The organism is Pedobacter steynii (genome assembly GCF_900103665.1).
GTDB lineage: Bacteria > Bacteroidota > Bacteroidia > Sphingobacteriales > Sphingobacteriaceae > Pedobacter > Pedobacter steynii.
Genome location: NZ_FNGY01000002.1, coordinates 14,309 through 37,588 on the forward strand (window position 1 = coordinate 14,309; position 23,280 = coordinate 37,588).

Sequence of the window (23,280 nt, forward strand, 5' to 3'; positions counted from 1 at the left end):
TCAGATAAACTTTAGGGAATTACGCTACAATTGTATGTATTTGTAAATTAATCTCCAAGGAAAACTTAAAAATGTTTATAAAAATTACATTTAAAAGTTTAAAAAGAGGCCTTAAATCAAGCTGAAATTTGGCATCTTTGCACACAAAATTACCCATAGATGAATAAAAAACAGCTATTTGAGCAGATCCAATTAAAAAAATCTTTTTTATGTGTTGGCTTAGATCCAGTATTGGAGAATATCCCGAAACACCTCTTAAAATATGAAAATCCGGTTTTAGAATTTAATAAGCAGATCATAGACGCGACTAAAGATCTATGTGTGGCTTACAAACCTAACACGGCTTTCTTTGAATCTATGGGATTGAAAGGATGGGAAACACTGATCAAAACCTGGCAATATATTCCCAAAGATATCTTTACCATTGCGGATGCAAAAAGAGGGGATATCGGAAATACTTCGGCCATGTATGCCGATGCTTTTTTCAATGAAGCGAAGTCTGATATGAGTTTCGATGCGATTACCGTTGCTCCATACATGGGGAAAGATTCTGTAGGCCCATTCCTGAACCATAAAGACAAATGGGTAATCCTGCTGGCCCTGACCTCGAATGCAGGTCATAGTGATTTCCAGCTGCACCAGACCGCTGAAGGAAAGCTGTATGAAGAAGTGATCCGTATTTCTTCGCAATGGGCAGATAGTGAACAATTGATGTATGTCGTTGGAGCAACCCGCGGTGCAGAATTTGAGAACATCAGAAGACTGGCTCCGGATAATTTCCTGCTGGTACCAGGTGTTGGTGCACAGGGTGGAAGCCTTGCCGATGTTTGTGAATATGGCCTGAATAAAGAATGCGGTCTATTGGTGAATTCAGCAAGAGGAATCATTTATGCCAGTAATGGAGAAGATTTTGCTGAACGTGCCAGAGCGGAAGCACTGAAATTACAACAGGAGATGGAGCAGATTTTGGCGTCTGCGAAATTGATATGACCCAAAAAACCGATTTAAAGCTTATTGGTGCTTTATTGGTCGTTGCCATCGTGTGGGGAACGACCTATCTTGGAATCAGGGTGGCAGTGGAAACCATTCCGCCCTGGTTTGTAGCTGCCATGCGGCAAACCATTGCTTCCCTCATATTGCTCATTATTCTGATCCGAAAAAAGGAGCTGGTCTGGAAAGGCTGGCCTTATTTCAGGCGACAAATGGTCTTGTCTACATTGATGATTGTGATGGCGAATGGGATGACTACTGTAGCCGAACAAACAATTCCCAGTGGATTAACCTCTTTGCTAAATGCGTTAAATCCTCTGGTTGTATTTATTGCCTGTGTCTTGGTTGGCCTACAAAAACCTTCCTGGAAAGGATTTTTAGGTGTAATCATCGGCTTTCTTGGGGTCGCTTTTATTTTTAGAGATGGCATCAGTGAATTGCTGGACCCAAATTATAAAACAGGGATCATGTTCCTCTGTTTCGCCATCAGTGGCTGGACCATTGGTACCGTTTACGTTAAAAAGAACAACCATAAATCTGATCATATCTTCCTGGATCTGTTTTACCAGTTTGTTTTTTCTGCTGTGGTTCAGTTTATTCTTGCCTTCCTGTTTTCTGATAGTATCGCTGTGGAGCGCTGGACGGGACGCAGCCTGATGGCAGTGACTTATCTTGCTGTTTTTGGTTCTGTATTTACTTTTTTCTGCTACCATTATGCTTTAAAAAGGGTAACGGCGACAGAAGTTTCCATCTTAACCTATTTTAATACCGTGATCGCGTTGTTCCTGGGATGGCTGATTCTTGATGAGATCATCACAATTGATATTCTGATTGCTACGGTGCTGATCATCCTCGGCGTATTTATCACAAATTATAAAAGACAAAAAACACAACTCTAATAGTGATAATTTAATTCTTTATAATTAAATTAGGCTTAATGAGCTTTTCTGAAAATTTCCTGCATTTTATCTGGCAATTCCGGCTGTATAAAACATTAGACTTGTTTTGTATCGAGGGAGAGCCGTTACGGATAATGAATCCAGGCCTGCATAATAAAAATGCAGGACCTGACTTTAACCATGCCAAACTATCAATCGGAGAGACGACCTGGGCTGGTGACATCGAAATTCATATCAAATCTTCCGATTGGTTGCTACATGGACACCAGGATGATCCGGCTTACGACGCGGTAATTTTGCATGTCGTTTATCAATATGATCAGCCAATTTACAGAAAGGATGGCAGCCGGATTCCGGTATTCATTCTGGAACACTTGTTTCCGGAGCATCTTTTGGTCCATTATCATCAGCTGATGAATATGATCAACCGTTTTCCTTGTGAAAAACAAATTCGGGAGATAGATCCGGTCATTGTCAGTGGATTTTTATCCAGGATGATGGTGGAACGCTTCGAACAGAAGTCCGCTTTAGTACTGGATAAATTAATCCGGTTAACGGGCGACTGGGAGCGTACCTTTTATCATTTTATGGCCAAAAGTTTTGGATTTAAGGTCAATGAAATCCCTTTTGAGCTTCTTGCGGATGCACTGCCACTCCAGGTACTTAGAAAACACCTGGATAACCCGGTACAGGTAGAAGCCCTGGTTTTTGGGCAGGCCGGCTTCTTGTCCGGAGCATTTAAAGACGAATATCCCCGGAAATTAAAAAAAGAATACCTTTTCCTGCAAAAGAAATATGGGCTGAAGCCGATTGGGGTTGGTGCATGGCGTTTTCTAAGAATGCGGCCGCAAAATTTCCCTACACTTAGACTGGCGCAATTCTGTGGACTTATGGTCAGGTCTGACCGGTTGTTCTCCAGGGTACTGGAGATCGAAGCACTGCCGGATCTGGTTCAGCATCTGGGAAATCTGCCGGTTAATCCTTACTGGCTTAACCATTATCATTTTCAGAAAGAGACGAAAAAAGTGAAATTACAGTTAGGAAAGAGATCTGTCTACCATTTGATCATTAATGTCATTTCTCTTTTTCTGTTTTCCTATGGCAAGTATGCAGATCAGCCGCAACTGATCAATCGGGCAATAAAATTTTTAGAGCAAATGCCCGCAGAAAATAATGTAATTATTGACTGGTACAGGGATTCAGGCCTTATCGTTGAAAGTGCTTTTTTTTCCCAGGCACTGCTCCAATTAAATAAATACTATTGTGCTCAAAAAAAATGCTTAAATTGTGGTATCGGAATTAAGATATTAAAGAAATAACATGTTCCAGCGAATCATTACATTTTTTGAAAAACAGAGTTTTGGGGTATGTACGTACCTGGCGGAGCGACTCGATATGTCGATCAGCAAAATCAGGTTGTTTTTTATATACTCTTCTTTTTTAGCGGTAGGCTTCCCCATCATATTTTATATCCTTGCTGCACTGGTTCTTGATGTGAGACACTACATCAAAAAAATCAGGTTACGCTTTTGGGATGCCGATTAAATTTTAAGAATAGCCGCGATTTCTGCAAATCCCTTTTCTTCGGCAAGATCCGCCGGCAGCTTTCCGCCTTCCATTCGTACGTTTAAATCTGCCGCATATTCGAGTAACAGCACGATCATCTCAATATTACCAGTTTGTGCAGCCGCATGTAAGGCCGTAAAACCTGCCTGTTGCTTTACGTTTACCTCAGCCCCGGCTTCCAAAAGCATTTTGGTAATGTTGTAACTTCTGGCCGCAACAGCAGAATGAATCGGGAATACATTAAATCCATTATTGGCCGCAGTATTGACGGAAGCTCCTTTTGAGATGAGTAGTCTGCTGATCTCTTCATGACCAAAATAAGCTGCTAATCCAAGAGGAGTAAAGCCATCCCTGGAGAAAGAATTGATCAGCTCAGGGTCCCGGTTAACTAAATCTGCCGTTTCCTGAAATTTGCCTAAAGCACAGGCTTCAAAAAGCGTAATCTGCTTAGAAAAGCCGGCAATTAAGCCGGCAATTGCCGGTTTCTTATAATAACAGGCCAATAAAACAGGAGATACCCCATGACTGGTTTCTTTTGTTGTCAATTCCGGATGCCTGGTTAACAAGTCTGAAATCTCTTGTTTTTTATCTGTTTCTATTAACGTTTCAAGCTGAGAGATGTCCATTGTTAGGTTTAGATGTCTTAAAATACAGAAATAAAATAACAAATTTAAAATGATATCAGGGCAAAAAAAATCCCGTCAGATAAAAATATCTGACGGGAGTACCTTAAAACAAAACTTATTTCTAATTAAAACTTAAACGCTATGTATATGACTACAATGGTATTAGAAGGTTTAATCGGAAAGTAGAAATGGGTTCAGATGTCAATTTATGAAGGCAATAAAATTTGTTTAATAAGTTCAGGTTTAAATGTATTTATAATAACTTAGTACATACAACTATATGTTTTATATTTGTTGATTATAATATTAGTCACGAAAAATGTCGGTAAGGGGAAATCAATTCAGGTCAAATTCATTTAAAAACGAGTCCGGGGAAAAGCAAAGCTCAAAGTCATCAGCAGCCGGACCAGCCAGAGAGAGATTTAACATTATGCCGCGTCTTGATTTTCAGAATGGCAGGCTGTTCAAGATCATTGGGTTGGTATTTGTCATCATGGCTTTATATTTCCTGATCGCCTTTACTTCCTACCTTTTTACCTGGCAGGAAGACCATAGTTATGTGATTGATGCGAATGGGGGATGGGGCAATCTTTTTAAAACCTACGAAGAGCTTCAACAGGTCAACATTACTCCGGTCGTATCTAACTGGTTGGGTAAAATAGGTGCTTTACTTTCTCATCAGTTCATTTATGAATGGTTCGGACTAGCTTCCTTTTTATTCATTTTTGTATTCTTTGTGATTGGTTACCGCTTGCTGTTCAAAGTGAGGATATTCTCTATTGAAAAGACGCTAGGCTATAGTTTATTCTTTCTGCTGTTTATCTCTTTGACGCTTGGTTTTGCGCATTCCTTTATGAGCGATGCACCGCATTTTCTGGAAGGGGAATTCGGCTTTTGGACAAACAAGTTGCTGACTGCCCAGGTTGGCAAGGCCGGAGTAGCAGGATTAATCGTGTTTCTAGGGCTTTCCATCCTCATTATTGCCTATAATATTGATTTTAAATTACCAGAACGAAAAAGGGAAGAAAGCATCATCCCTGATATTCCTGAAGAAGATATTGAAATAGAAAACGAAATTCGTTCTGAACCGGTAGAGTTTACGGTAAACGAACGTCTGGCAAGAGACCGGAAGAAAGAGCAGAATATTGTACTTAATCCTTCTTCAAGGTTCGAAGAAAGACAGGAGCGTGAGTTGGAAAAAGAAATCATTCCTGAATTTGTTCCGGTGACAGCTCCGGTTAATGTAATGAATGTTACGCCTTCTCCTCCGGTAGTAGTTCCACCTGTGGCGGTTTCTCTTCCAATGGAGATTACGCCAGTGGTAGAAGAAGAACCTGAATTGGAGCTCGTAATTGAGAAGTCGGAAGAGGAAATTAAATCTGAAGAGCTGGTAGAACAGTTCGGGAATTATGACCCGACACTCGACCTTTCCAGCTATAAATACCCTACACTAGACTTGTTAGAGAACTATGGTTCGAATAAAATCTCCGTAAATGCGGATGAGCTGGAAGCGAACAAGAACAAAATTGTAGAGACACTGAATCATTACAATATAGAAATTGATAAAATTAAGGCAACGATTGGTCCGACGGTTACTTTATATGAGATCATTCCTGCTCCGGGAGTAAGGATTTCTAAAATTAAAAACCTTGAAGACGATATTGCCCTGAGTTTAGCCGCATTGGGTATCAGGATTATTGCGCCAATGCCTGGGAAAGGAACAATCGGTATTGAAGTACCCAATTTGCATCCGGAAATGGTTTCTATGCGCAGTATTCTGGCAACGGAGAAATTCCAGACTACGACGATGGATTTGCCGATTGCGATGGGTAAAACAATTTCCAATGAGGTTTATATTGGAGATTTGGCGAAAATGCCCCATTTACTGGTGGCGGGTGCTACAGGTCAAGGTAAATCGGTGGGGATTAACTCCATTCTGGTTTCCCTGCTGTATAAAAAACACCCTTCACAATTGAAGTTTGTATTGGTCGATCCTAAAAAGGTAGAGTTAACGCTATTCAATAAAATTGAACGCCATTTCCTGGCCAAACTACCGGGAGAGGCTGATGCGATCATTACAGATACCAAGAAAGTAATCAATACGTTAAATTCTCTTTGTATTGAAATGGATCAGCGTTATGATCTGTTGAAAGATGCACAGGTAAGAAACCTGAAAGAGTACAATGAGAAGTTTATCAAGAGAAAATTAAATCCAAACAATTCGCATAGGTTCCTGCCATATATCGTATTGATCGTGGATGAGTTTGCTGATTTAATGATGACCGCAGGTAAGGAAGTGGAAACACCAATTGCCCGCTTGGCCCAGTTGGCACGTGCGGTTGGTATTCACCTGGTGCTGGCGACCCAAAGGCCTTCAGTGAACATCATTACGGGTACAATTAAGGCCAACTTTCCGGCCAGGCTTGCCTTTAGGGTATTGTCGAAAATTGACTCCAGAACAATCCTTGATAGTGGGGGCGCTGATCAGCTGATCGGTAGAGGAGACATGTTATTGTCGACCGGAAATGACCTGATCAGGTTGCAGTGTGCTTTCGTTGATACACCTGAAGTGGACCGTATTTCAGAATTTATTGGTAATCAGAGGGGCTATCCTGAGGCTTATCAGCTTCCTGAATACATTGATGAAGCTGCAGAATCTGCCAAGATGGACTTCGATCCGCATGATCGTGATGCCATGTTTGAAGATGCTGCGCGTTTAATTGTGATGCATCAGCAAGGTTCTACTTCTTTGATACAGAGAAAGTTGAAGTTAGGTTATAACAGGGCGGGAAGGATCATTGATCAGCTGGAAGCTGCAGGGGTAGTAGGTCCGTTTGAAGGCAGTAAAGCCAGAGAAGTGCTCATCCCTGATGATTATGCTTTGGAACAGTTCTTGAATAATCTCAATAACGATTAACACGTAATTAGAGAAAAAGATGAAAAAGATTGTATTGTCATTATTGGTTGCGGCAGGTTTTGTAGGTGCTTCCTATGCACAGACAGATGCTAAGGCCAAAGCCATATTAGCCGATGTAAGTAAGAAGTATCGTTCCTATGATGTTGTGAAAACAGATTTTACTTTTATTTTAGATAATCCACAGGCAAAGATTAAAGAAACCCAACAGGGAACTTTGATTGTGAAAGCCAAAACCAATAAGTATCGGGTAACTATGACCAATCAGGAATTGATTAGTGATGGTAAAAATCAATGGACTTATTTGAAAGAGGATAAAGAGGTTCAGGTTACCAATGCCGATAACAATGGCGATGCTTTAAACCCTGCCAAGATATTTACTGTTTATGAAAAGGGATTTAAATATACTTATACTGGTGAGTCTAAAGTAGGAGGAAAGGTTTTTCAAATGATTGACCTGGCGCCAACAGATGTTACTAAATCTTATTTTAAAATTCGTCTGGGTATCGATAAAACGGCGAAACAGATTGGAAGTGTAGTAATCTTCGATAAGAGCGGAAATAAGTATACCTACAATGTAAAAAAGATAATTCCTAACGTTAAAGTTCCGGAAAGCACCTTTGCTTTTGATACTAAGAAGTATCCGGGAGTAGAAGTGGTAGACTTAAGATAATCGGATAACGATTAAAATTTTTAAAAGGGTTTAAGCAATTTGTTTAAACCCTTTTTTTGTTATTTTTGAAAATATGGTCCCAACTCAATTATTTTGAAAGTTACATTTTTAGGAACAGGTACTTCCCAGGGCATTCCTGTGATCACTTGCAATTGTGTGGTTTGTCAGTCTGCAGATCATAGAAACAAGCGCTTAAGGGTTTCAGTTTTGCTGGAAATGGGAGATAAGACGATCGTGATTGACAGCGGTCCTGATTTCAGGTACCAGATGTTGCGAGCAAATGTAAAAGACCTGGATGCGATCTTATATACCCACGAACATAAGGATCATGTGGCTGGTTTAGATGACATCAGGCCCTTTAATTATCTGCTAAAGAAGAACATTGACATCTATGCGACAGAACGTGTTCAGCAGGCGCTGAGGAAAGAGTTTTCTTATATTTTTGCGGAAGTGCATTATCCGGGATTACCGCAAATTGATATGCACACCATTTCCGATGAAGTTTTTAAGATTGGGAATACCGAGATCATTCCACTGAATATCATGCATTATAAATTGCCGATATTGGGTTTCAGGGTTCATGATTTTACTTATATCACGGATGCAAAGACAATTTCTGAAGAGACTATAGCGAAAGTTAAAGGGACAAAGGTGTTAGTGATCAATGCTTTACAACATGAAGAGCATATTTCTCATTTTACTTTGCAGGAAGCCGTTGATTTTGCGCAGAAGATCGGAGCGGAGATGACTTATCTGACGCATATCAGCCATAATTTAGGGCTTCATGAAGAGGTGGAAAAAGAATTACCGGAAAATATAAAATTAGCTTACGATGGTTTGAGTATATTCTGCGAATAAATATATATTTGCAGAACAAATACCCAGGTGGCGAAATTGGTAGACGCACCAGCTTGAGGGGCTGGCGCCGGCAACGGTGTGGGAGTTCGAATCTCCTCTTGGGTACATAAAAACAAAAAAGCCTGATAATTAAATTATCAGGCTTTTTTGTTTTTATGTATCTTGAGATTCCGAGGCTGAAAAGAGTCCAATATATTAACGTCATGCTTATAAAAAACATAAGCCAGGATATTTTACGGCCGCTATTATGAAAAGACAAACATTTAAGACAGATTCCTTAAAGACAATTGATTGGCTTAAAGGTAACATCGTAGATTGGGCTTCCGGAGGACAGTTATATTCTTTTGACGGGCAACAAAGACAAATTGGAAAATATCATTATGCTTTTAGTTTTGATGCTTCAATTACTTCTCAAAATGGACAATATACTTTCATTTATAAACGTCTTGGAACAAAAGGACTTTTATTGAAAGAAGGCGAAGTCATACGGGAAATTAATCGTACTTATTATTGCGCCGAGCGCTATGAATTTCCAGCAGCTTTTATCACTGTTGGCAAGGAAACCTATTTAGTTCATTGCCCAATTGATTATTGCCAATTGGACTTTGAAAATGTTGAAACAGGTGAAATTGTTTCCAACATTCCAGGCAGAAAACCATCAGATATTTTTCACTCCAGGCTTTCTATTAGTCCTGGTAGCAAGTATTTAATGGTATGTGGCTGGGTATGGCATCCCCTAGACACGGTTGAGTTATATGATATAGCAGTATGTTTAGAAAACCCGTTGTTATTGGATAAAAGTTTTTTATCTCCAAACTTTGGGACAGAAATAAATTCAGCTAGTTTTATAGACAATGAAAGGATACTTATTGCTTCAACGGAAGAAGAGCCTTTCGATGATGAAGTGCCAGCACTTTTACCACAAAAGCATCTTGCCATCTGGAACTTTATTAAAAATGAAATTACAACACCAATAAAAGTAAAGGGGGAGTTCGGAAACTTGTTTGCAATAAATGAAAGGCAGGCCTGGGACATGTTTAAGTTTCCAAAAATCATAAATATTCAAACAGGCGAAATTGAAAGTAAAATGGAAGAAATCAATTCAGGACTTCAAACCTCATCGATTATGCATGAGAACATAGAGGAATTACCGCAGATTTGCTTTAACAGAGAAACAGCTCAAATTGCAGTTCTGGTAAATAAGAACACTATTGAAGTACTTAGCCCAGCATAATACGACGGCTTACGAGGGGGGATTTCATCCAGGAGCGTTTGTTAATGATGTCATAAGTAATTCATCGTGGCTTCTGTTTCCAATATGGTTTTTAAACGGGAGGAAAACCCCATTCCCCACTGGTCAATAGCAGAAACTAAAGGTAACAGTGATTTCCCTGATACAGTCAGATTATATTCCACTCGTAAAGGAATTTCGGTATAAATTGTTTTTTCCAACAAGCCATGTAATTCCAATTCTCTGAGTTGCTTTTGCAAGACCCTTTTTGTGATGCCATTGATCGCATTGACCAGATCTTTTGGGCGTTTTATCCCTTTTGAAATCTCATCTAGTATACAAAATTTCCATTTTGAACCCACTACTTCCATGGCAACACTGAGGCCACAATCATAATCAATTGGAATTTTTCGCTGATACATATGCTTAGTTTCTCTGTTTAGATGGATAAAAGTAAATAAACGGATCTGTAAATGGATGGTGATAAAATTATCACTAAGTGATTAATTAGCCTCTTATTGTTCCAAAAGTTTAGGGATCCCATCTTTGTGCCAGCAAATTTACAGGAATTACCCCTAAATATTATAAGATGAAAACGCTGATAATTGTCATTCATTCTGATCTCGAAAATTCGGTGATCAATAAAAGATGGATAGAAGAGTTAAAGAAATACCCAGGTAAGTATGTCGTACATGAATTACACAGCTTATATCCGGATGAAAGAATTGATGTGGGAGCAGAGCAGCGATTGTTGGAAATGTACGACAAGATTGTATTCCAGTTTCCCTTTTATTGGTTTAATTGTCCGCCGCTTTTTAAAAAGTGGCTGGATGAAGTATTCAGTCATGGATGGGCATATGGCAAGGGGAGCGGGTATAAATTGACCGGGAAGAAGATCGCGTTATCGATTGCAGCGGGTATTAATGCAGAAGATTATGATGCATCAGGCCGGTACAAATATACATTGAAACAATTGACAGCTCCATTTGAGCTCACTTTTGATTACGTAAAAGCGGATTACAAGCCGCTCTTCGCCTTCTATGGTGCAGAGCATAATGCCACCGCAGAAAGAATAGAAAAAAGTGCCAGGGATTATATAGCCTTCATAGATGATTTATAAAAATTGGCAGGGATGATAAAAAGAAAATGGCCCGTGTATGAAGTACACAAGCCATTTTAAATAAAAAATGTTTCTTTTAATCTGAGCGCGATTAAATTACTTTTTTACAAACTCAGTGTTTGCATTCAGTGTTACTTCGTCGCTCAACATGGCATTTGCATATTTAGTTCCGAATCCGAAATCCGCCCTTTTGATTGTTCCGGTAACTTTGAAACCTGCAGTTTCTTTTTTAGACATTGGATTGGTGGTTACACCTCTTAATGTCGCATTTAAAGTGATGGGTTTAGTCACACCGTGAAAGGTTAAGTTTCCATTTACTTTGAATTTGTTGGCAGAAACTTTCTTCACTGAAGTACTTTTGAACGATAATTTCGGAAATTTCGCTGCATCAAAGAAATCTGCGCCTTTCAAATGTTCATCTCTTTTATCGTTATCAGTATTTACTGAATTTACGTCTGCAGTTAACTCAACTACGGCATCAGAAAAATCAGGTTTTGATGCAGTGATGGTCGACTGAAAGTTTTTGAAAGATCCTTCTACATCAGTGATCAGTAAGTGGGTAACTACAAATCCTAATTTTGAATGTGCAGTGTCAGCTTCCCATGTAGCAGGTGCAACAGCTTTGAAAGCGAAAAGGGCAGTACTTAAAACTGCAGCCAATAAGAATAACTTTTTCATAATCTTTTTATTTTTTTGAGTTGGGATATCGCCTTCAGCTGTTTTTATAATTATGGAAACAGGCGCAGACTTTATTTAATAATTTGATGCAAATTGAAGGAATTACCATTGTTAAATCATTGATCTATGATAAGAAATGAAAATAATCTACCTGATCACTAGATTTTTTACTGTAGTTAAACGATAATTTTGTTTGTGATCAATGCGTTGAAATTGTGAATCATATGCGCTTAGGTCCACTTGACCTTCTGTTGATCGGAAAAACGCCTTTAATAGGTCCTCTGGATTAATTGAGGACCTATTAACCTCCTATAGAAGATTAATCGGGCATGAATTGAAGGTAACCGCATTTGAACGGGATTCATCACTCAATAATAACGGATATTTCGGAAATTCAAGGCGAATTTTTTTTATATTTTAAATTAAATAATGTTCTTTATTTTTATTACATTAGACTATAACTTCATAAGTATAAAGAACAGCGATGGAACCAAAAGAAAACGATACGGAAAAACAAAAAATAAGGAGCTTAAAAATTCAACCTCAAATCCGGCAGAACCGATTGAGTCAAAAAACGGTTCCGGAGATAAAACTCAGCGGCAAATGGCTTGATGATTTAGGTTTTACCCCGGCACATTACGTGACAGTTACCGCCGAAGAAAAAATGTTGATTATCAGGTTGGTAGAGTAACCGGAATATATTCCGGTTACTCATGTAATACCAGAATTGCTTTCACGGACTTATTCATAACCTGATTAACGGTGCTGCGGGTAAATAGGCGATACAAAATATTGTGGTGGTGTTTAACGAGGCAGAGGATGTCTGTATGGCTTTCCGTGATAAATTCCATAATTCCATGACTTGCACTACTATCGCTAATGTAGTTGAAATCAATGTCCGTCTTTTGATCAATCAGTTTTCTGATTCTGCGTTCTCCTGTTTTGATATGAGCCTGATCGGATTTTTCAGCCACATATACTACCTGTATTTTTTTGGAATTGAATCCTTTGATCATTTCATTGAGTGCATTTACATCTTTTGGAGATAGTCTGGTTTCATAGTCTGTGGCCAGTGTAATCAATGGCTCAGTAGGAAAGATGCTTTCAAGAGGAATAATCAGTGTCGGGACTTTTAACTTGGTGACAATCATACTGGCATTACTGCCTACAATGCCGCTGATTCCTGTTGATCCGGTAATTCCCATCACCAGTAATTCAACCGCATTATTTTTTACGTGTTTACCAATTACTGTTTTTAAAAAGCCGACATCACAAATACTGCTTACTTTTACTCCGGCATTGGCTTTATCCTTACTGAAAGCGGCAGCCCATTCTTTTAAAGCTTCCCTCTTATTTTGATAATAATCTTCGATGAAAATGGCATTGTACGTGCTGTTATTAATCCCCTCAGTAGGGTGGATGGCATGTATGGCAACAATCTCCATCTTCAGGATTTTGGCAAGCGTCATGGCGTAGGCCATCGCGTTGCCTGCGCTATTTGAAAAATCTGTGGCAACAAGTATTTGTTTCATTTTTTTCAGGTTAAGAGGTCATTAAATATAGCCCAATAGGACTAAATAAATAGATGGAAAAACATAAATAACAAAAGAGATAAGGCGATGGATACCGGAAGGGTGAGCACCCAGGCGAGGCCAATGTTTTTTAGCGTATTGTTGTTCAGGTTGCCTTTGCCACCAGAAGCCACCATGGCACCTGCAATCCCGCTGGATAATACATGTGTTGTGCTGACCGGGAGGCCTAACCCAGTGCTAAGCCCTATGGTGGAAGCGGCAACAATTTCGGAAGTAACACCCTGTGCATAGTTTAAATGTTCATTTCCAATTTTTTCTCCAATAGTCACGACGATTCTTTTCCAGCCAATCATGGTTCCAAGTCCGAGGGAGACGGATATAATGGCAATCACCCAGATCGGAGCAAAATCTGTCAGCTTAGTTAAGCCTATTGAAGATGCAGATAAGGTATCTTGCGCTTCTTTCGGGAGAGAAATAGATTTATCAGCAGTAATCTGCTTTATAGAATGAACAACATTCTCCACTTCCTTTCTAAAACGATATGTCTTTTCTTTATCCTGCTCATTTTTCAAAGCAAGGTGTAGTTTTGTATTTTCGATATCTGCGATTAATTTATGAAAGGTTTCTGTCTGCGCCGCCGTTATTCCCGAGGCATTTTTCAGCACCTGCTTAGCCTGATTTAATTCATGCAGCACTTTGTCATTTGAAATGGCATGGTTGATCGCAAACTTTGCGGGTACAAAGGCAATTAAAATCAACATAAATAAGCCAACTCCTTTTTGTCCATCATTGCTTCCATGAAAAAAGCTGACCAGGGTACAGGTGATGATCAGTAAAATTCTGATCAGTATCGGAGGCCGGTCATCCTCAGCAGTTGGAATGTGAAATAACGCGTTGTATTTGATCACATGTTTAAAGAAATACATGAGTAATACTGCAAAACCAAAACCAACAAGGGGGGAGAGTATCAATGACAGGCCTATTTCTTCTGCTTTGCCCCAATTTACTCCGGCACCGCCATAATACCAGGTAAAAGCCAGTCCGGCACCAATCATTGCCCCGATCATGGTATGTGAACTGGAGCAGGGAATGCCCAGATACCAGGTGCCCAGGTTCCAGGCAATGGAAGCCAGTAAAATCGAAAGGACCAGGCAGGCACCAACAGCAATAGGAAGAGTCATCAGGCTATCCAGGGGAACGAGCTTTAAAATACCCATCGCCACTGCAATACCTCCGCTGAAAACACCCAGGAAATTCCAAAAACCAGACCATGGGATTGCAATGACAGGTTTTAATGCTTTGGTATAAATCACTGTTGCTACCGCATTCGCAGTATCATGAAAGCCATTCACGAACTCAAAGCCGACAACAGCCAGTAAACAGACGATAAAAACCAGGAAGAGCGGAATGCTTAAATCAATGGTGCCTAAGAATGGAATAGTCATATTAAGAAATACAGGCATAATGTTTACGGTGATCATCTTGCAGATATGCGATTAATTAAATTACATTCAAATAACTATATAAGTCGTTGGTTTAAAGAGTTTTTGGCGTTAAGTAATTGTTATGATATCGTTGTCTGTCTTACAACAGGTGTATTTGTATTGCTTAGCCAGTAGGATTATAAATTCATACAGTTCAGTCTGAAATTTCTACACTTCATCAGTTATTTGTCTCTTTTAGACCGGCAGATACTGAGTTTTGTATCATGGTTAAACCCATTTATACAAAGGCTTATGTTGACAGGTAATTTTGAAAATAAGACAAAGATGCAGATCATGGGTGATGCCCTGGATTTGGCAGAGCTGCAAAAAACATTATATAAAGTAACCTCACTGATTGCCGGCTATAAGCTGGAAGATTCAGATTTATTTCTGTTGCTTACTCATTTTTCTCAAAAGACGGAATCTGCGTGGTTGGCTGGAACTCCGGGAAGAAATTCGGTCTATGGCAAAGCGGAAGTCAATTACTATAGTTTTGAAACTTCCCCAATGGAAGTCCTGGTGCTGAGTAGTGTTTTAAGAGAACTCTCCCCTTTTCTGATGATAAATGAGCTGGATGAAGTCAATATTTATCTGCTGGAGCACCTTGCTAAAAGGGCCCGGTCCAATATGGATCAAAAGGAAGCAGGGATGATTAAAGAACGCATTCGTCAAAGTATGGAGTCCTCAGGAATTAAACGTTTTATACAGGATTTCAGGTGTTATAGTAACCATACACAGGAGCAATCGGAGGAAATGTCACTCAAAACCATGACCGGGTATTTGATTCCTTTAATCGCCGGATTGTTTGTCAGGATTTAAACTCATGTGATGAATAATAACGCATATACACTAATTACAGGTGCCAGTTCCGGATTGGGGAGGGAATTTTCTATACAGTGTGCTTCGATGGGAATGAATGTCATGATGATTGCACTTCCCGGAAGTAATACCTTTTCACTTGCAGCCCAATTAATAATGGAGTATGAAGTTGATGTTCAGGTCTTCGAATTTGACCTGACGGATAGCTATTTGCTGGTCAGGACACTAAATGAGCTGATGAATAATTTTGAGATCAATTTTCTGATTAATAACGCAGGGATTGGCGGAACGGTTTCGATTATGGAAAGTTCCATGGAATCTATTGATAAAATTATTCAGCTCAATGTTCGGGGGACAGTGCTGGTTACCCAAACATTATTACCGCATCTCCTGAAACAGCAGAAAAGCCATATCCTGAACGTCTCCAGTATGGCAGCTTTTACACCAATAGCGTATAAGACCGTATATCCCGCCTCCAAAGCCTTCATTTCTTCCTTTTTTTTAGGGCTAAGAGAAGAGTTACAGGGAACAGCGGTTTCGGTGAGTGTGGTTTATCCAGGCCCCATCATGACCAATTCAGGTGTTTCTGCCCGAATTGTGGAACAGGGAATGAAAGGGAGAATAGGTCTGCTCAGCACAAAGGAGATTGCAGGCATAGCGCTCAGGCAGGCCCTTGCAGGGAAGGGAGTCATTATTCCGGGGTTTTGGAATCGCATTAATCATCGTTTGATGAGTCTCCTTCCCACAGAAATAAAACTTAGAATCGTATCAGGTGCAGTGAAAAAAGAAATGGCAATTAGATAGATGCAGCAGAAAACAAAGAAAGTATTAATCACCGGGGCCAATGGTTTTTTAGGGTCAAATGTTGCTAGGGATTTGTATAGGCGAGGATATGAACTGAAACTAATGATCCGGCCTTCGGCGGATGTTTCGGTTATTGCGGACGTTCCTTCGGAGGTTTTTTATGGAGATATCAGTAATGAAGGAGATGTGATGAAGGCGGTAGAGGGCTGTAATTTTGTCGTTCATACGGCATCGGTTACTGCGCAATGGGATGTCACTTTTAAAGCGTATGAGCTGGTGAATGTAACGGGAACAAAAAATATCGTGAAAGCTTGTCTGGCGCATCAGGTGGAAAGGTTAATTCACATCAGTACCGCCAATACCCTTGGTTCTGGAAATAAAAATAAACCAGGGACTGAATTGAATTCCTTCGCTCTACATCATGTGAATTCCGGATACATCAGCAGTAAATACATTGCGCAACAGTATGTCCTGGAGCAGGTAGAGCGGTCAAAATTACCGGCGATCATTATTAATCCGACTTTTATGATCGGACCATATGATGCAAAACCCAGTTCTGGTAAATTGATCCTCCATGGCATGAATAAGCATTTCTTTTTTTACCCGCCAGGTGGTAAGAACTTTGTATACATCGGTGATGTATGTGCAGGGATTGCGAGCGCATTGGAAATTGGAAAGATTGGGGATTGCTATTTAATGGCTGGGGAAAACCTATCCTATAAGGAGTTTTTTCAGCTCTTGAATAAAGCGTCTGGTCAGGAACCAATATTGGTCAGGATCCCCGGATTTGTTTTAAAAATTGGAGGAATAATAGGTACATTGTCTGGTATATTTAGTCCGGTGCCCCGAAAATTGAACTATTCTGCTGCCTATATGCTGTGTATATATAATTACTATTCCGGAAAGAAATCCGAAAGAGAGTTGTTGCTGAATTACACACCTATAAAAAATGCAATAAACAAGGCCTTAAAATGGTTCCGGGAAAATGATTATTGTTAAGCAATGAGATGGATAAATTAATCATGTTCTGTTTTTAAAGATGAATACAGCAAAAGTGGAATCTGTTTTCCAAAGTAAATGGTTTGTTTATGGACTGAGAATCCTGATCCTATACCTGTTCAGCGTGGTTTTTAAGTCTTTTGACCTGACTTTTCCTCATAATTTCAGTACTTTTCTATTCAGGGGACAAGCATTTAGTTTGATGTATGTGCTCTTTGGATTACTGGTTTGGGAAGGCGCGATTTTACTTTCCCGATGGATGGAGCGGAATACCTCAAAAGAAAATGTTTCCAGACGTTTATTGTTGTTGTGTTTATCACTACTGGTTTACGGATTGATCGTTTCCTTTTTGTTTGGCTTATGTTATTCCCTCTTCGACATCGTCTTATTTCATCGATACGATGCCTGGGAAAGTTTCAGTTCCCTCAGCTATGACCTTTATTTTGGGATCTTTATGTTCTATCTCTTATTGTTGGGGTATAACGGCATCGCTTTCTATTATAAAAACTGGAAGGAATCACAGTTGAATACCGAAAGGTTGATGCGTGAAAATATTCAGGCCAAGTACGATGTATTAAAAAGCCAGATCGATCCGCATTTCTTTTTTAATTCCTTAAGCGTGCTCACCAATCTGGTTTATAAAAGCCCGGATCTCTCTGCCGAATACATCACTCAGCTGGCCAAAAGTTATCGCTATATCCTGGATAAGAAATTTGAAAACCTTGTGTCTATTCAGACGGAACTGGAATTTCTGGAATCCTATTCTTTTCTCATTCGGATCAGGCATCAAAGCAGTATAGAGTTTGATATTCAGATCAATGAAAATATAAAGTATATTGGTCTGATTCCTCCGGCAACCTTGCAGATGCTGGTAGAAAATGCGGTTAAGCATAATCGTTTTTCCGCAAATGATCCGCTTCATATCCGCATCAGAGATGAGGGCAGTTTTTTAATCGTGACAAATGACCTCCGAAAAAGAGCGGTGGTTCAGAATTCGATAGGATTAGGCCTTGATAATATTGGGAAGCGGTATGAATTAACCGGTGAAAAAAGAATTGAAATCATAGAAACGAAAACATTGTTTATTGTCAAAATCCCTATCATAACCACTCATGAAGATTATCATATTTGAGGATGAAAAACACAATGCGGAAAGGCTGATTCATTTGCTGCAACAATGTGTTCCCATTTTAGAGGTCATTGCTGTTATTGAATCTGTTGAAGAAGGTATCAAGTGGTTTAACGCATCCGCCAGCCAGGCAGACCTGATCTTTATGGACATCCAGCTTTCTGATGGCAATTGTTTTGAAATGTTTGACCAGGTTGACATCAGGATCCCGATCATATTTACTACGGCTTATGATAGCTTTGCCCTTCAGGCCTTTAAGGTCTATAGTGTGGATTATCTGATGAAACCGATAGATCTGAAGGATCTGAAAAGGGCATTGGAGAAATATGAATATTTTAAATTACCACCAGAGCCGGCCATCAACATCTCCAGAATTGCAGAAGAGTTTTTTAAAAGGGAGCATACCCGGTTTATGGGAAAGATTAACAATCAGCTGGTGTATGTAAAGGCTAAAGACATTGCTTATCTCCATTTTTCTGATGGGCTGACCTGGGCAACTACGCTGAATAATCAAAAAACACCGCTTGATTATTCCTTGGATCAGATCGAGAAATTGTTGGACAAAAACCTGTTTTTTCGGATCAACAGGCAGTTGATTGTTCATATCGATGCCATTAAAAAGATTACGACCTATTACAATAGCCGATTGGTGATTCAGTTGTTTCCTTTGATGGATATGGAGGCCGTCATTAGCAGAGAAAGAGTCAGTAGTTTTAAGAGCTGGCTGGAAGGACAAACGCCATCATCCTGATGGCCATTCTGTTGATTTCCTGACGTTTCTTCCTTTATACATGATAATTATTGATAAATTTGCACTCCATCATATTTTTGGAGGAAAATTTAATGAAATCTATGTTTGTCAATAAATCCGGTGAAACTTCAAAGAATCTCCGTAAACTTTTTATACTATTCCTGATCTTTACCTTTCTCATTGCTGCAGGTTCTTTATTACTCAGACACTCTATCTTCCAAAAACTAGATACGTTGAGTGAGCAATTGAGGGGACATTCACAGGCGCAGGAGATCAGTAACATTTTATTGGACCTGAATGGTGCGGAAAGTGATTTTCAACAAGCCATTTTGTACGGACAGAATGAAAAATTAGAAGATTATAAATCAAAGCTTAATAACACCTTTCTTCAGATTGAAGCAATCCTGAAGAAATACGACCTGGACAGTACCAGGAATTTATCCGCAAGCAAGGAAAAAATTGGAAAATCTTTTGAAGAAAAATTGCAGATCTCCAATGAAGTTTTTGGATTGAAACATAATTTTGATTCCTTATTAAGGATTACCAATATTGAGAGCATTACCGGAAAAGCTTCAAATGATATCATCGAAAAATATCAATTGAAAAGCACCGTGAAGAGAAGCACTGGAAAAGCAGATACCTCGGTACGTGTGATCAAGCCTCAGCCTAATAAAAAAGGGCTTTTCAAGCGTTTACAGGATGCAATCGTGAATAAGCCGGAAAATGCACAATCCATTAAAGTGGTTACGGTAAACCGGGAAAAGCAAATTCGCGATTCCATCAGCCGTTCTGTGATTAAAAAGCAAAACAACTCACAGGAAAATTTACTTAGGAAATTAAATGAAGAGAACGGGCGACTGGCGAAATCAAATCAGCAGCTCATCTCTGCAAACCTCAGCCTGGTCATTCAGCTTCATCAACTCGTTCAGGAATTGAAAGATATTCACCTCAACGACTGGGAGAAAACAAGAACGGAAATGCTGAATCAGTATCAATCGGCCACCAAAGACATGAATAATTTCACGGGAATTGCGGTGCTGATGGTGTTGGTCTTTATTATTTTGCTGATTGTATATATCCGTAAAGCGGGAATGTCGGAGGATAATTATATCCGGGAAAATGAAAGAGCGGTTGCCCTTGCAGAACAGAAATCTGAAATGCTGGCGATCATGAGCCATGAAATCAGGAACCCGCTCACCACGATTACAGGAATTATCTATTTACTGAACCGGACGCCACTTACAGATGATCAGAAAAAGAAACTGAATTCGATCAATTTATCATCGAGCATGCTGATCAATACCGTAAATGATATTCTTGATGTGAGCAAGATTGACAATCAACAACAAGGAGCGCTGAATATTGTTTCTTTTCAGCCTTGCGTTGAAATCAAAGATACCATTGCAGCCATGAGCTTTACAGCAGAACGGAAACAGATCTCGCTGACTGCGGAATTTACCGGAAACGAAGAGGCAATGGTGAAAGGAGATCCCTTCCGTTTGAAACAAATTATGATCAACCTGCTGAATAATGCAGTTAAGTATACCGATCAGGGTGGCGTAGTGGTTAAAGTTGATCTGAATAGCATAGATGAACATACCGAAAGCTTAAAGGTCAGTATCATTGATACAGGAATAGGCATTCCTAAAGAACAGCAAGGCAAATTATTTACGAGGTATTACCAGGCGAATCGTTCTGCCGGCAAGCCGGGAACAGGCTTGGGTCTCTATATCTGCCGTCAGCTGATAGACATTCAAAATGGCCATATCAGCGTAGAAAGTGAAGCGGGAAAAGGATGCCATTTTAAATTTGATCTTCCTTATCAGAAAACGGAGTAATTTTTCCGATGCTTCTTATTCTATCGGGTAATTAGTAACTTTAGGTACATTTAAAATATAACATATGAGATACATTTCGTTATTACTTCTTTTCACAGCGATTTCCTTTTCCGGGTTTTCCCAAACAAGCGATGCTATTTTAGGAAAATGGATCAATTCTTCGGGTGAAGCGCACATAGACATTTCCAAAAAAGGAGATAAGTTTTTCGGTAAAATTGTATGGTTGAAAGCGCCTAAAGATGAAAAAGGGCAGGCTAAACTGGATGTGAAAAATCCGGAAGCAAATTTGAAAACAAGACCAATTCTGGGCCTTGAAATGTTAAAAGACTTTGTTTATGATGATGGTAAATGGGTTGATGGAAAGATCTATGATCCAAAAACCGGAAAAACATATAGCTGTAATATGAACATTAAAGCCAATGGAGACTTAAATGTCAGAGGATATATTGGCATCTCATTGATAGGTAGATCTGACACCTGGAAAAGAGCGAAATAGATGAAGAGACTAATTTATTGTTTGTTATTGTTCCCGTTATTCAGTTTTGCACAAACTTACGACCTGATTCCATTGACTTCAGGAACAAATACCAGTTTAAGAGGAATGAGTATTGTCTCTGATCAGGTGGCATGGGTAAGTGGAAGTAATGGTCATATCGGGAAAACAGTAGACGGAGGTAAAACCTGGGACTGGATCAAGCCCGTAGGTTATGAGAAGCTTGATTTTAGAGATATCGAAGCTTTTGATGCGGATAAAGCGATTGCAGTGAATGCAGGTTCTCCTGCGTATATTATAATGACGATTGATGGTGGAAAAACCTGGAAAGAAAGTTACAAGAATCTGGATACCGCTATATTTTTAGATGGAATGGATTTCTGGAATGATCAGCGGGGAATCGTTTTTGGAGATCCCATTAATCATAAAATGCAGCTTTTAAGGACGATTGACGGAGGTTTATCCTGGAATGATATTTCCGATAATTTGCAGGCAAAAATGGGTGTTGGTGAAGCTGCTTTTGCTGCCAGCGGATCTACCATTCAGGCCAAAGGAAACGGAAAGGTCTGGATTGCTACGGGAGGCAAGGCTTCCAATATCTATTATTCCAGCAATTTTGGCTCTACCTGGCAGATTTTTGAATGTCCGATTTTACAAGGCGAAAGTAGTACCGGACCCTTTTCTATGGCTTTCTTTGATGAAGATAAAGGAGTGGTTGTTGGTGGAAATTACCTAAAAGATAAGGAGAACGAAAATAATGTTTTACTGACAGATAATGGTGGTAAAACATGGACCAAGCCAGGAAAACCAGTAGATGGTTATCGTTCTGGCGTAACTTATATCAGTGAAAAGACCCTGATTGCTGCAGGAACTTCCGGGATAGACGTTTCTTCTGATGGAGGGAAATATTGGTATAACATTTCCGGAATGAACCTGAATGTAGTTCAGAAATCAAAAAAAGGCGATCTGATCCTGCTTGCTGGAAATAAAGGGCAGATTTATCAGTTAGTCATCACTGCAAAATAAGATCATGTTAAGTAAAGTTCACCATATCGCCATTATTTGTAGCGATTATAACGTTTCAAAGACCTTTTATACGAATACTTTAGGCCTTACGGTCATCAGAGAAGTTTACAGAGCGGAAAGAAGATCATATAAATTGGACCTTGCTCTTAACGGCGAGTATATTATAGAGCTTTTTTCGTTTCCAGATCCTCCCGAGCGGGTGTCGAGGCCTGAAGCTGCCGGTTTAAGGCATCTTGCCTTCGAGGTTGATGACCTGGATCTTGTAGTAGAAACATTAAAACAAAAAGCAGTGGAGTCAGAGCCCATCAGAATTGATGAGTTTACCGGGAAGCGATTTACTTTTATTGCAGACCCTGATCAATTACCCATAGAGTTCTATGAAAAATAATTTTTAACGATGATATAATAAACCCAGGATTTAGGCGTCTATATATATGAGAGCGTTAATTTAGATGACGGGGATGTGGCTGGAAGCTGTATCCCCGTTTTTTTGTGTCCAAAATTAAAGCCCGCCGGGAAGGCAGGCTTTTGATGACGTCATGGGCGGATTCGAACCGCCGTTGAAGGTTTTGCAGACCCATACCTAACCACTCGGCCACATGACTATATAATGTATTCTATAGTTTACAGCAGCAAATATATATAAAGTATACTAAATTAGTAGTCTTTATTTTACTTTTCTTAACCAAGCCAAAATGAAGGAAGACCTTTGTAGGTGATAAGATTTGGTAATTAATAGATTACAATTCGTGTTAGGTATTTGTAACTATTTGTTTGTGAGCTTATTGTGTTTTGTTTGTAGTAGGTAAGTAGGCCCGTTGGATCTTGAAATCTGATGTTTTGATCCTTT

At 39.5% G+C, this 23,280-nt stretch carries 24 protein-coding genes and 2 tRNA genes; 20 read left to right on the plus strand and 6 right to left on the minus strand.

Annotation, left to right across the window (positions count from 1 at the left end):
- Nucleotides 1-159 precede the first annotated feature (159 nt).
- Genes pyrF through BLQ87_RS04380 form a run of 4 tightly spaced genes read left to right on the plus strand, consistent with a single transcriptional unit; the run spans nt 160 to nt 3,434 of the window.
- On the plus strand, nt 160-990 hold the full coding sequence (pyrF, locus tag BLQ87_RS04365) for an orotidine-5'-phosphate decarboxylase (protein ID WP_074604956.1): 831 nt from the start codon (nt 160-162) through the stop codon (nt 988-990).
- Nucleotides 987-1,889, plus strand: coding sequence for a DMT family transporter (locus BLQ87_RS04370; RefSeq protein ID WP_074604957.1), 903 nt, complete (start codon nt 987-989; stop codon nt 1,887-1,889). Before pyrF ends, BLQ87_RS04370 begins: the two co-directional genes overlap by 4 nt.
- Nucleotides 1,890-1,927: 38 nt before the next feature.
- A complete protein-coding gene (locus BLQ87_RS04375; protein ID WP_074604958.1) occupies nt 1,928-3,208 on the plus strand; it encodes a DUF2851 family protein in 1,281 nt (426 codons plus the stop codon).
- A 1-nt stretch (nt 3,209) separates the two neighbouring features.
- Nucleotides 3,210-3,434, plus strand: a complete 225-nt coding sequence (locus BLQ87_RS04380; protein ID WP_074604959.1) for a PspC domain-containing protein — start codon at nt 3,210-3,212, stop codon at nt 3,432-3,434.
- On the opposite strand, the gene BLQ87_RS04385 is transcribed toward BLQ87_RS04380, so the two are convergent.
- On the minus strand, nt 3,431-4,081 hold the full coding sequence (locus BLQ87_RS04385; RefSeq protein ID WP_074604960.1) for an ankyrin repeat domain-containing protein: 651 nt from the start codon (nt 4,079-4,081) through the stop codon (nt 3,431-3,433). The genes BLQ87_RS04380 and BLQ87_RS04385 overlap by 4 nt on opposite strands.
- 319 nt (nt 4,082-4,400) lie before the next feature.
- Here BLQ87_RS04385 and BLQ87_RS04390 point away from each other — a divergent pair, with 319 nt between their 5' ends.
- From BLQ87_RS04390 to BLQ87_RS04410, 5 genes are all read left to right on the plus strand, one after another.
- Nucleotides 4,401-6,998 carry an FtsK/SpoIIIE family DNA translocase gene (locus BLQ87_RS04390; protein WP_074604961.1) on the plus strand — a complete coding sequence of 866 codons (2,598 nt, stop codon included), beginning with the start codon at nt 4,401-4,403 and terminating at the stop codon, nt 6,996-6,998.
- Between the two features lie 19 nt (nt 6,999-7,017).
- Entirely contained in the window at nt 7,018-7,668 is a 651-nt protein-coding gene (locus BLQ87_RS04395; protein ID WP_074604962.1) for an outer membrane lipoprotein periplasmic chaperone LolA1, read from the plus strand.
- Nucleotides 7,669-7,761: 93 nt separating this feature from the next.
- Nucleotides 7,762-8,526: an MBL fold metallo-hydrolase gene (locus BLQ87_RS04400; RefSeq protein WP_074604963.1), complete on the plus strand. Its 765-nt coding sequence runs from the start codon at nt 7,762-7,764 to the stop codon at nt 8,524-8,526.
- 21 nt (nt 8,527-8,547) lie between these two features.
- Nucleotides 8,548-8,631: transfer RNA gene (locus tag BLQ87_RS04405), tRNA-Leu, on the plus strand.
- Between the two features lie 142 nt (nt 8,632-8,773).
- Nucleotides 8,774-9,760, plus strand: a complete 987-nt coding sequence (locus BLQ87_RS04410; RefSeq protein WP_074604964.1) for a hypothetical protein — start codon at nt 8,774-8,776, stop codon at nt 9,758-9,760.
- 50 nt (nt 9,761-9,810) lie between these two features.
- Here the strand turns inward: BLQ87_RS04410 and BLQ87_RS04415 are convergent, their stop codons facing one another.
- The gene (locus BLQ87_RS04415; protein WP_074604965.1) at nt 9,811-10,179 is read right to left on the minus strand and encodes a winged helix-turn-helix transcriptional regulator; all 369 of its coding nucleotides are present in this window, start codon (nt 10,177-10,179) and stop codon (nt 9,811-9,813) included.
- 167 nt (nt 10,180-10,346) lie between these two features.
- Here BLQ87_RS04415 and BLQ87_RS04420 point away from each other — a divergent pair, with 167 nt between their 5' ends.
- Nucleotides 10,347-10,877 carry an NAD(P)H-dependent oxidoreductase gene (locus BLQ87_RS04420; RefSeq protein WP_074604966.1) on the plus strand — a complete coding sequence of 177 codons (531 nt, stop codon included), beginning with the start codon at nt 10,347-10,349 and terminating at the stop codon, nt 10,875-10,877.
- Nucleotides 10,878-10,973: 96 nt separating this feature from the next.
- On the opposite strand, the gene BLQ87_RS04425 is transcribed toward BLQ87_RS04420, so the two are convergent.
- Nucleotides 10,974-11,555, minus strand: coding sequence for a YceI family protein (locus BLQ87_RS04425; RefSeq protein WP_074604967.1), 582 nt, complete (start codon nt 11,553-11,555; stop codon nt 10,974-10,976).
- Nucleotides 11,556-12,039: 484 nt separating this feature from the next.
- Here BLQ87_RS04425 and BLQ87_RS04430 point away from each other — a divergent pair, with 484 nt between their 5' ends.
- A complete protein-coding gene (locus BLQ87_RS04430; RefSeq protein ID WP_074604968.1) occupies nt 12,040-12,246 on the plus strand; it encodes a SymE family type I addiction module toxin in 207 nt (68 codons plus the stop codon).
- Between the two features lie 16 nt (nt 12,247-12,262).
- Here the strand turns inward: BLQ87_RS04430 and BLQ87_RS04435 are convergent, their stop codons facing one another.
- Entirely contained in the window at nt 12,263-13,087 is an 825-nt protein-coding gene (locus BLQ87_RS04435; RefSeq protein WP_074604969.1) for a universal stress protein, read from the minus strand.
- Between the two features lie 41 nt (nt 13,088-13,128).
- Nucleotides 13,129-14,532 (minus strand): inorganic phosphate transporter, encoded by a 1,404-nt coding sequence (locus tag BLQ87_RS04440; RefSeq protein ID WP_074605609.1) that lies wholly within the window; start codon nt 14,530-14,532, stop codon nt 13,129-13,131.
- Nucleotides 14,533-14,823: 291 nt separating this feature from the next.
- Between BLQ87_RS04440 and BLQ87_RS04445 the strand changes: the two genes are divergently transcribed.
- The 9 genes from BLQ87_RS04445 to gloA2 all read left to right on the plus strand — a co-directional run bounded on the left by BLQ87_RS04445 (nt 14,824) and on the right by gloA2 (nt 22,818).
- A complete protein-coding gene (locus BLQ87_RS04445; protein WP_074604970.1) occupies nt 14,824-15,390 on the plus strand; it encodes a hypothetical protein in 567 nt (188 codons plus the stop codon).
- Between the two features lie 9 nt (nt 15,391-15,399).
- Nucleotides 15,400-16,194: an SDR family NAD(P)-dependent oxidoreductase gene (locus BLQ87_RS04450; protein WP_074604971.1), complete on the plus strand. Its 795-nt coding sequence runs from the start codon at nt 15,400-15,402 to the stop codon at nt 16,192-16,194.
- The gene (locus tag BLQ87_RS04455) at nt 16,195-17,193 is read left to right on the plus strand and encodes an NAD-dependent epimerase/dehydratase family protein (RefSeq protein WP_074604972.1); all 999 of its coding nucleotides are present in this window, start codon (nt 16,195-16,197) and stop codon (nt 17,191-17,193) included.
- Between the two features lie 40 nt (nt 17,194-17,233).
- Nucleotides 17,234-18,325 carry a sensor histidine kinase gene (locus BLQ87_RS04460; RefSeq protein ID WP_074604973.1) on the plus strand — a complete coding sequence of 364 codons (1,092 nt, stop codon included), beginning with the start codon at nt 17,234-17,236 and terminating at the stop codon, nt 18,323-18,325.
- Nucleotides 18,306-19,073 (plus strand): LytR/AlgR family response regulator transcription factor, encoded by a 768-nt coding sequence (locus tag BLQ87_RS04465; protein ID WP_074604974.1) that lies wholly within the window; start codon nt 18,306-18,308, stop codon nt 19,071-19,073. Before BLQ87_RS04460 ends, BLQ87_RS04465 begins: the two co-directional genes overlap by 20 nt.
- Nucleotides 19,074-19,174: 101 nt before the next feature.
- Nucleotides 19,175-20,911, plus strand: coding sequence for a sensor histidine kinase (locus BLQ87_RS04470; RefSeq protein WP_172664850.1), 1,737 nt, complete (start codon nt 19,175-19,177; stop codon nt 20,909-20,911).
- 64 nt (nt 20,912-20,975) lie between these two features.
- The gene (locus BLQ87_RS04475) at nt 20,976-21,407 is read left to right on the plus strand and encodes a DUF2147 domain-containing protein (protein WP_074604976.1); all 432 of its coding nucleotides are present in this window, start codon (nt 20,976-20,978) and stop codon (nt 21,405-21,407) included.
- A complete protein-coding gene (locus BLQ87_RS04480) occupies nt 21,408-22,430 on the plus strand; it encodes a WD40/YVTN/BNR-like repeat-containing protein (RefSeq protein ID WP_074604977.1) in 1,023 nt (340 codons plus the stop codon).
- Between the two features lie 4 nt (nt 22,431-22,434).
- Entirely contained in the window at nt 22,435-22,818 is a 384-nt protein-coding gene (gene gloA2 / locus BLQ87_RS04485) for an SMU1112c/YaeR family gloxylase I-like metalloprotein (RefSeq protein ID WP_074604978.1), read from the plus strand.
- Between the two features lie 146 nt (nt 22,819-22,964).
- Here gloA2 and BLQ87_RS04490 read toward each other — a convergent pair.
- Nucleotides 22,965-23,035: transfer RNA gene (locus BLQ87_RS04490), tRNA-Cys, on the minus strand.
- Nucleotides 23,036-23,280: the final 245 nt, after the last annotated feature.

Excerpts from the sequence above, each read along its gene's own strand:
- BLQ87_RS04475 (WP_074604976.1), top strand. The coding sequence starts at position 20,976 with ATGAGATACATTTCGTTATTACTTCTTTTCACAGCGATTTCCTTTTCC.
- pyrF (WP_074604956.1), top strand. The coding sequence starts at position 160 with ATGAATAAAAAACAGCTATTTGAGCAGATCCAATTAAAAAAATCTTTT.
- BLQ87_RS04395 (WP_074604962.1), top strand. The coding sequence starts at position 7,018 with ATGAAAAAGATTGTATTGTCATTATTGGTTGCGGCAGGTTTTGTAGGT.
- BLQ87_RS04430 (WP_074604968.1), top strand. The coding sequence starts at position 12,040 with ATGGAACCAAAAGAAAACGATACGGAAAAACAAAAAATAAGGAGCTTA.
- BLQ87_RS04455 (WP_074604972.1), top strand. The coding sequence starts at position 16,195 with ATGCAGCAGAAAACAAAGAAAGTATTAATCACCGGGGCCAATGGTTTT.
- BLQ87_RS04445 (WP_074604970.1), top strand. The coding sequence starts at position 14,824 with ATGTTGACAGGTAATTTTGAAAATAAGACAAAGATGCAGATCATGGGT.
- BLQ87_RS04465 (WP_074604974.1), top strand. The coding sequence starts at position 18,306 with ATGAAGATTATCATATTTGAGGATGAAAAACACAATGCGGAAAGGCTG.
- BLQ87_RS04450 (WP_074604971.1), top strand. The coding sequence starts at position 15,400 with ATGAATAATAACGCATATACACTAATTACAGGTGCCAGTTCCGGATTG.
- BLQ87_RS04420 (WP_074604966.1), top strand. The coding sequence starts at position 10,347 with ATGAAAACGCTGATAATTGTCATTCATTCTGATCTCGAAAATTCGGTG.
- BLQ87_RS04375 (WP_074604958.1), top strand. The coding sequence starts at position 1,928 with ATGAGCTTTTCTGAAAATTTCCTGCATTTTATCTGGCAATTCCGGCTG.
- BLQ87_RS04385 (WP_074604960.1), bottom strand. The coding sequence starts at position 4,081 with ATGGACATCTCTCAGCTTGAAACGTTAATAGAAACAGATAAAAAACAA.
- BLQ87_RS04390 (WP_074604961.1), top strand. The coding sequence starts at position 4,401 with ATGTCGGTAAGGGGAAATCAATTCAGGTCAAATTCATTTAAAAACGAG.
- BLQ87_RS04480 (WP_074604977.1), top strand. The coding sequence starts at position 21,408 with ATGAAGAGACTAATTTATTGTTTGTTATTGTTCCCGTTATTCAGTTTT.
- BLQ87_RS04380 (WP_074604959.1), top strand. The coding sequence starts at position 3,210 with ATGTTCCAGCGAATCATTACATTTTTTGAAAAACAGAGTTTTGGGGTA.
- BLQ87_RS04460 (WP_074604973.1), top strand. The coding sequence starts at position 17,234 with ATGAATACAGCAAAAGTGGAATCTGTTTTCCAAAGTAAATGGTTTGTT.
- BLQ87_RS04440 (WP_074605609.1), bottom strand. The coding sequence starts at position 14,532 with ATGACTATTCCATTCTTAGGCACCATTGATTTAAGCATTCCGCTCTTC.
- BLQ87_RS04370 (WP_074604957.1), top strand. The coding sequence starts at position 987 with ATGACCCAAAAAACCGATTTAAAGCTTATTGGTGCTTTATTGGTCGTT.
- BLQ87_RS04410 (WP_074604964.1), top strand. The coding sequence starts at position 8,774 with ATGAAAAGACAAACATTTAAGACAGATTCCTTAAAGACAATTGATTGG.
- BLQ87_RS04470 (WP_172664850.1), top strand. The coding sequence starts at position 19,175 with ATGTTTGTCAATAAATCCGGTGAAACTTCAAAGAATCTCCGTAAACTT.
- BLQ87_RS04415 (WP_074604965.1), bottom strand. The coding sequence starts at position 10,179 with ATGTATCAGCGAAAAATTCCAATTGATTATGATTGTGGCCTCAGTGTT.
- gloA2 (WP_074604978.1), top strand. The coding sequence starts at position 22,435 with ATGTTAAGTAAAGTTCACCATATCGCCATTATTTGTAGCGATTATAAC.
- BLQ87_RS04425 (WP_074604967.1), bottom strand. The coding sequence starts at position 11,555 with ATGAAAAAGTTATTCTTATTGGCTGCAGTTTTAAGTACTGCCCTTTTC.
- BLQ87_RS04435 (WP_074604969.1), bottom strand. The coding sequence starts at position 13,087 with ATGAAACAAATACTTGTTGCCACAGATTTTTCAAATAGCGCAGGCAAC.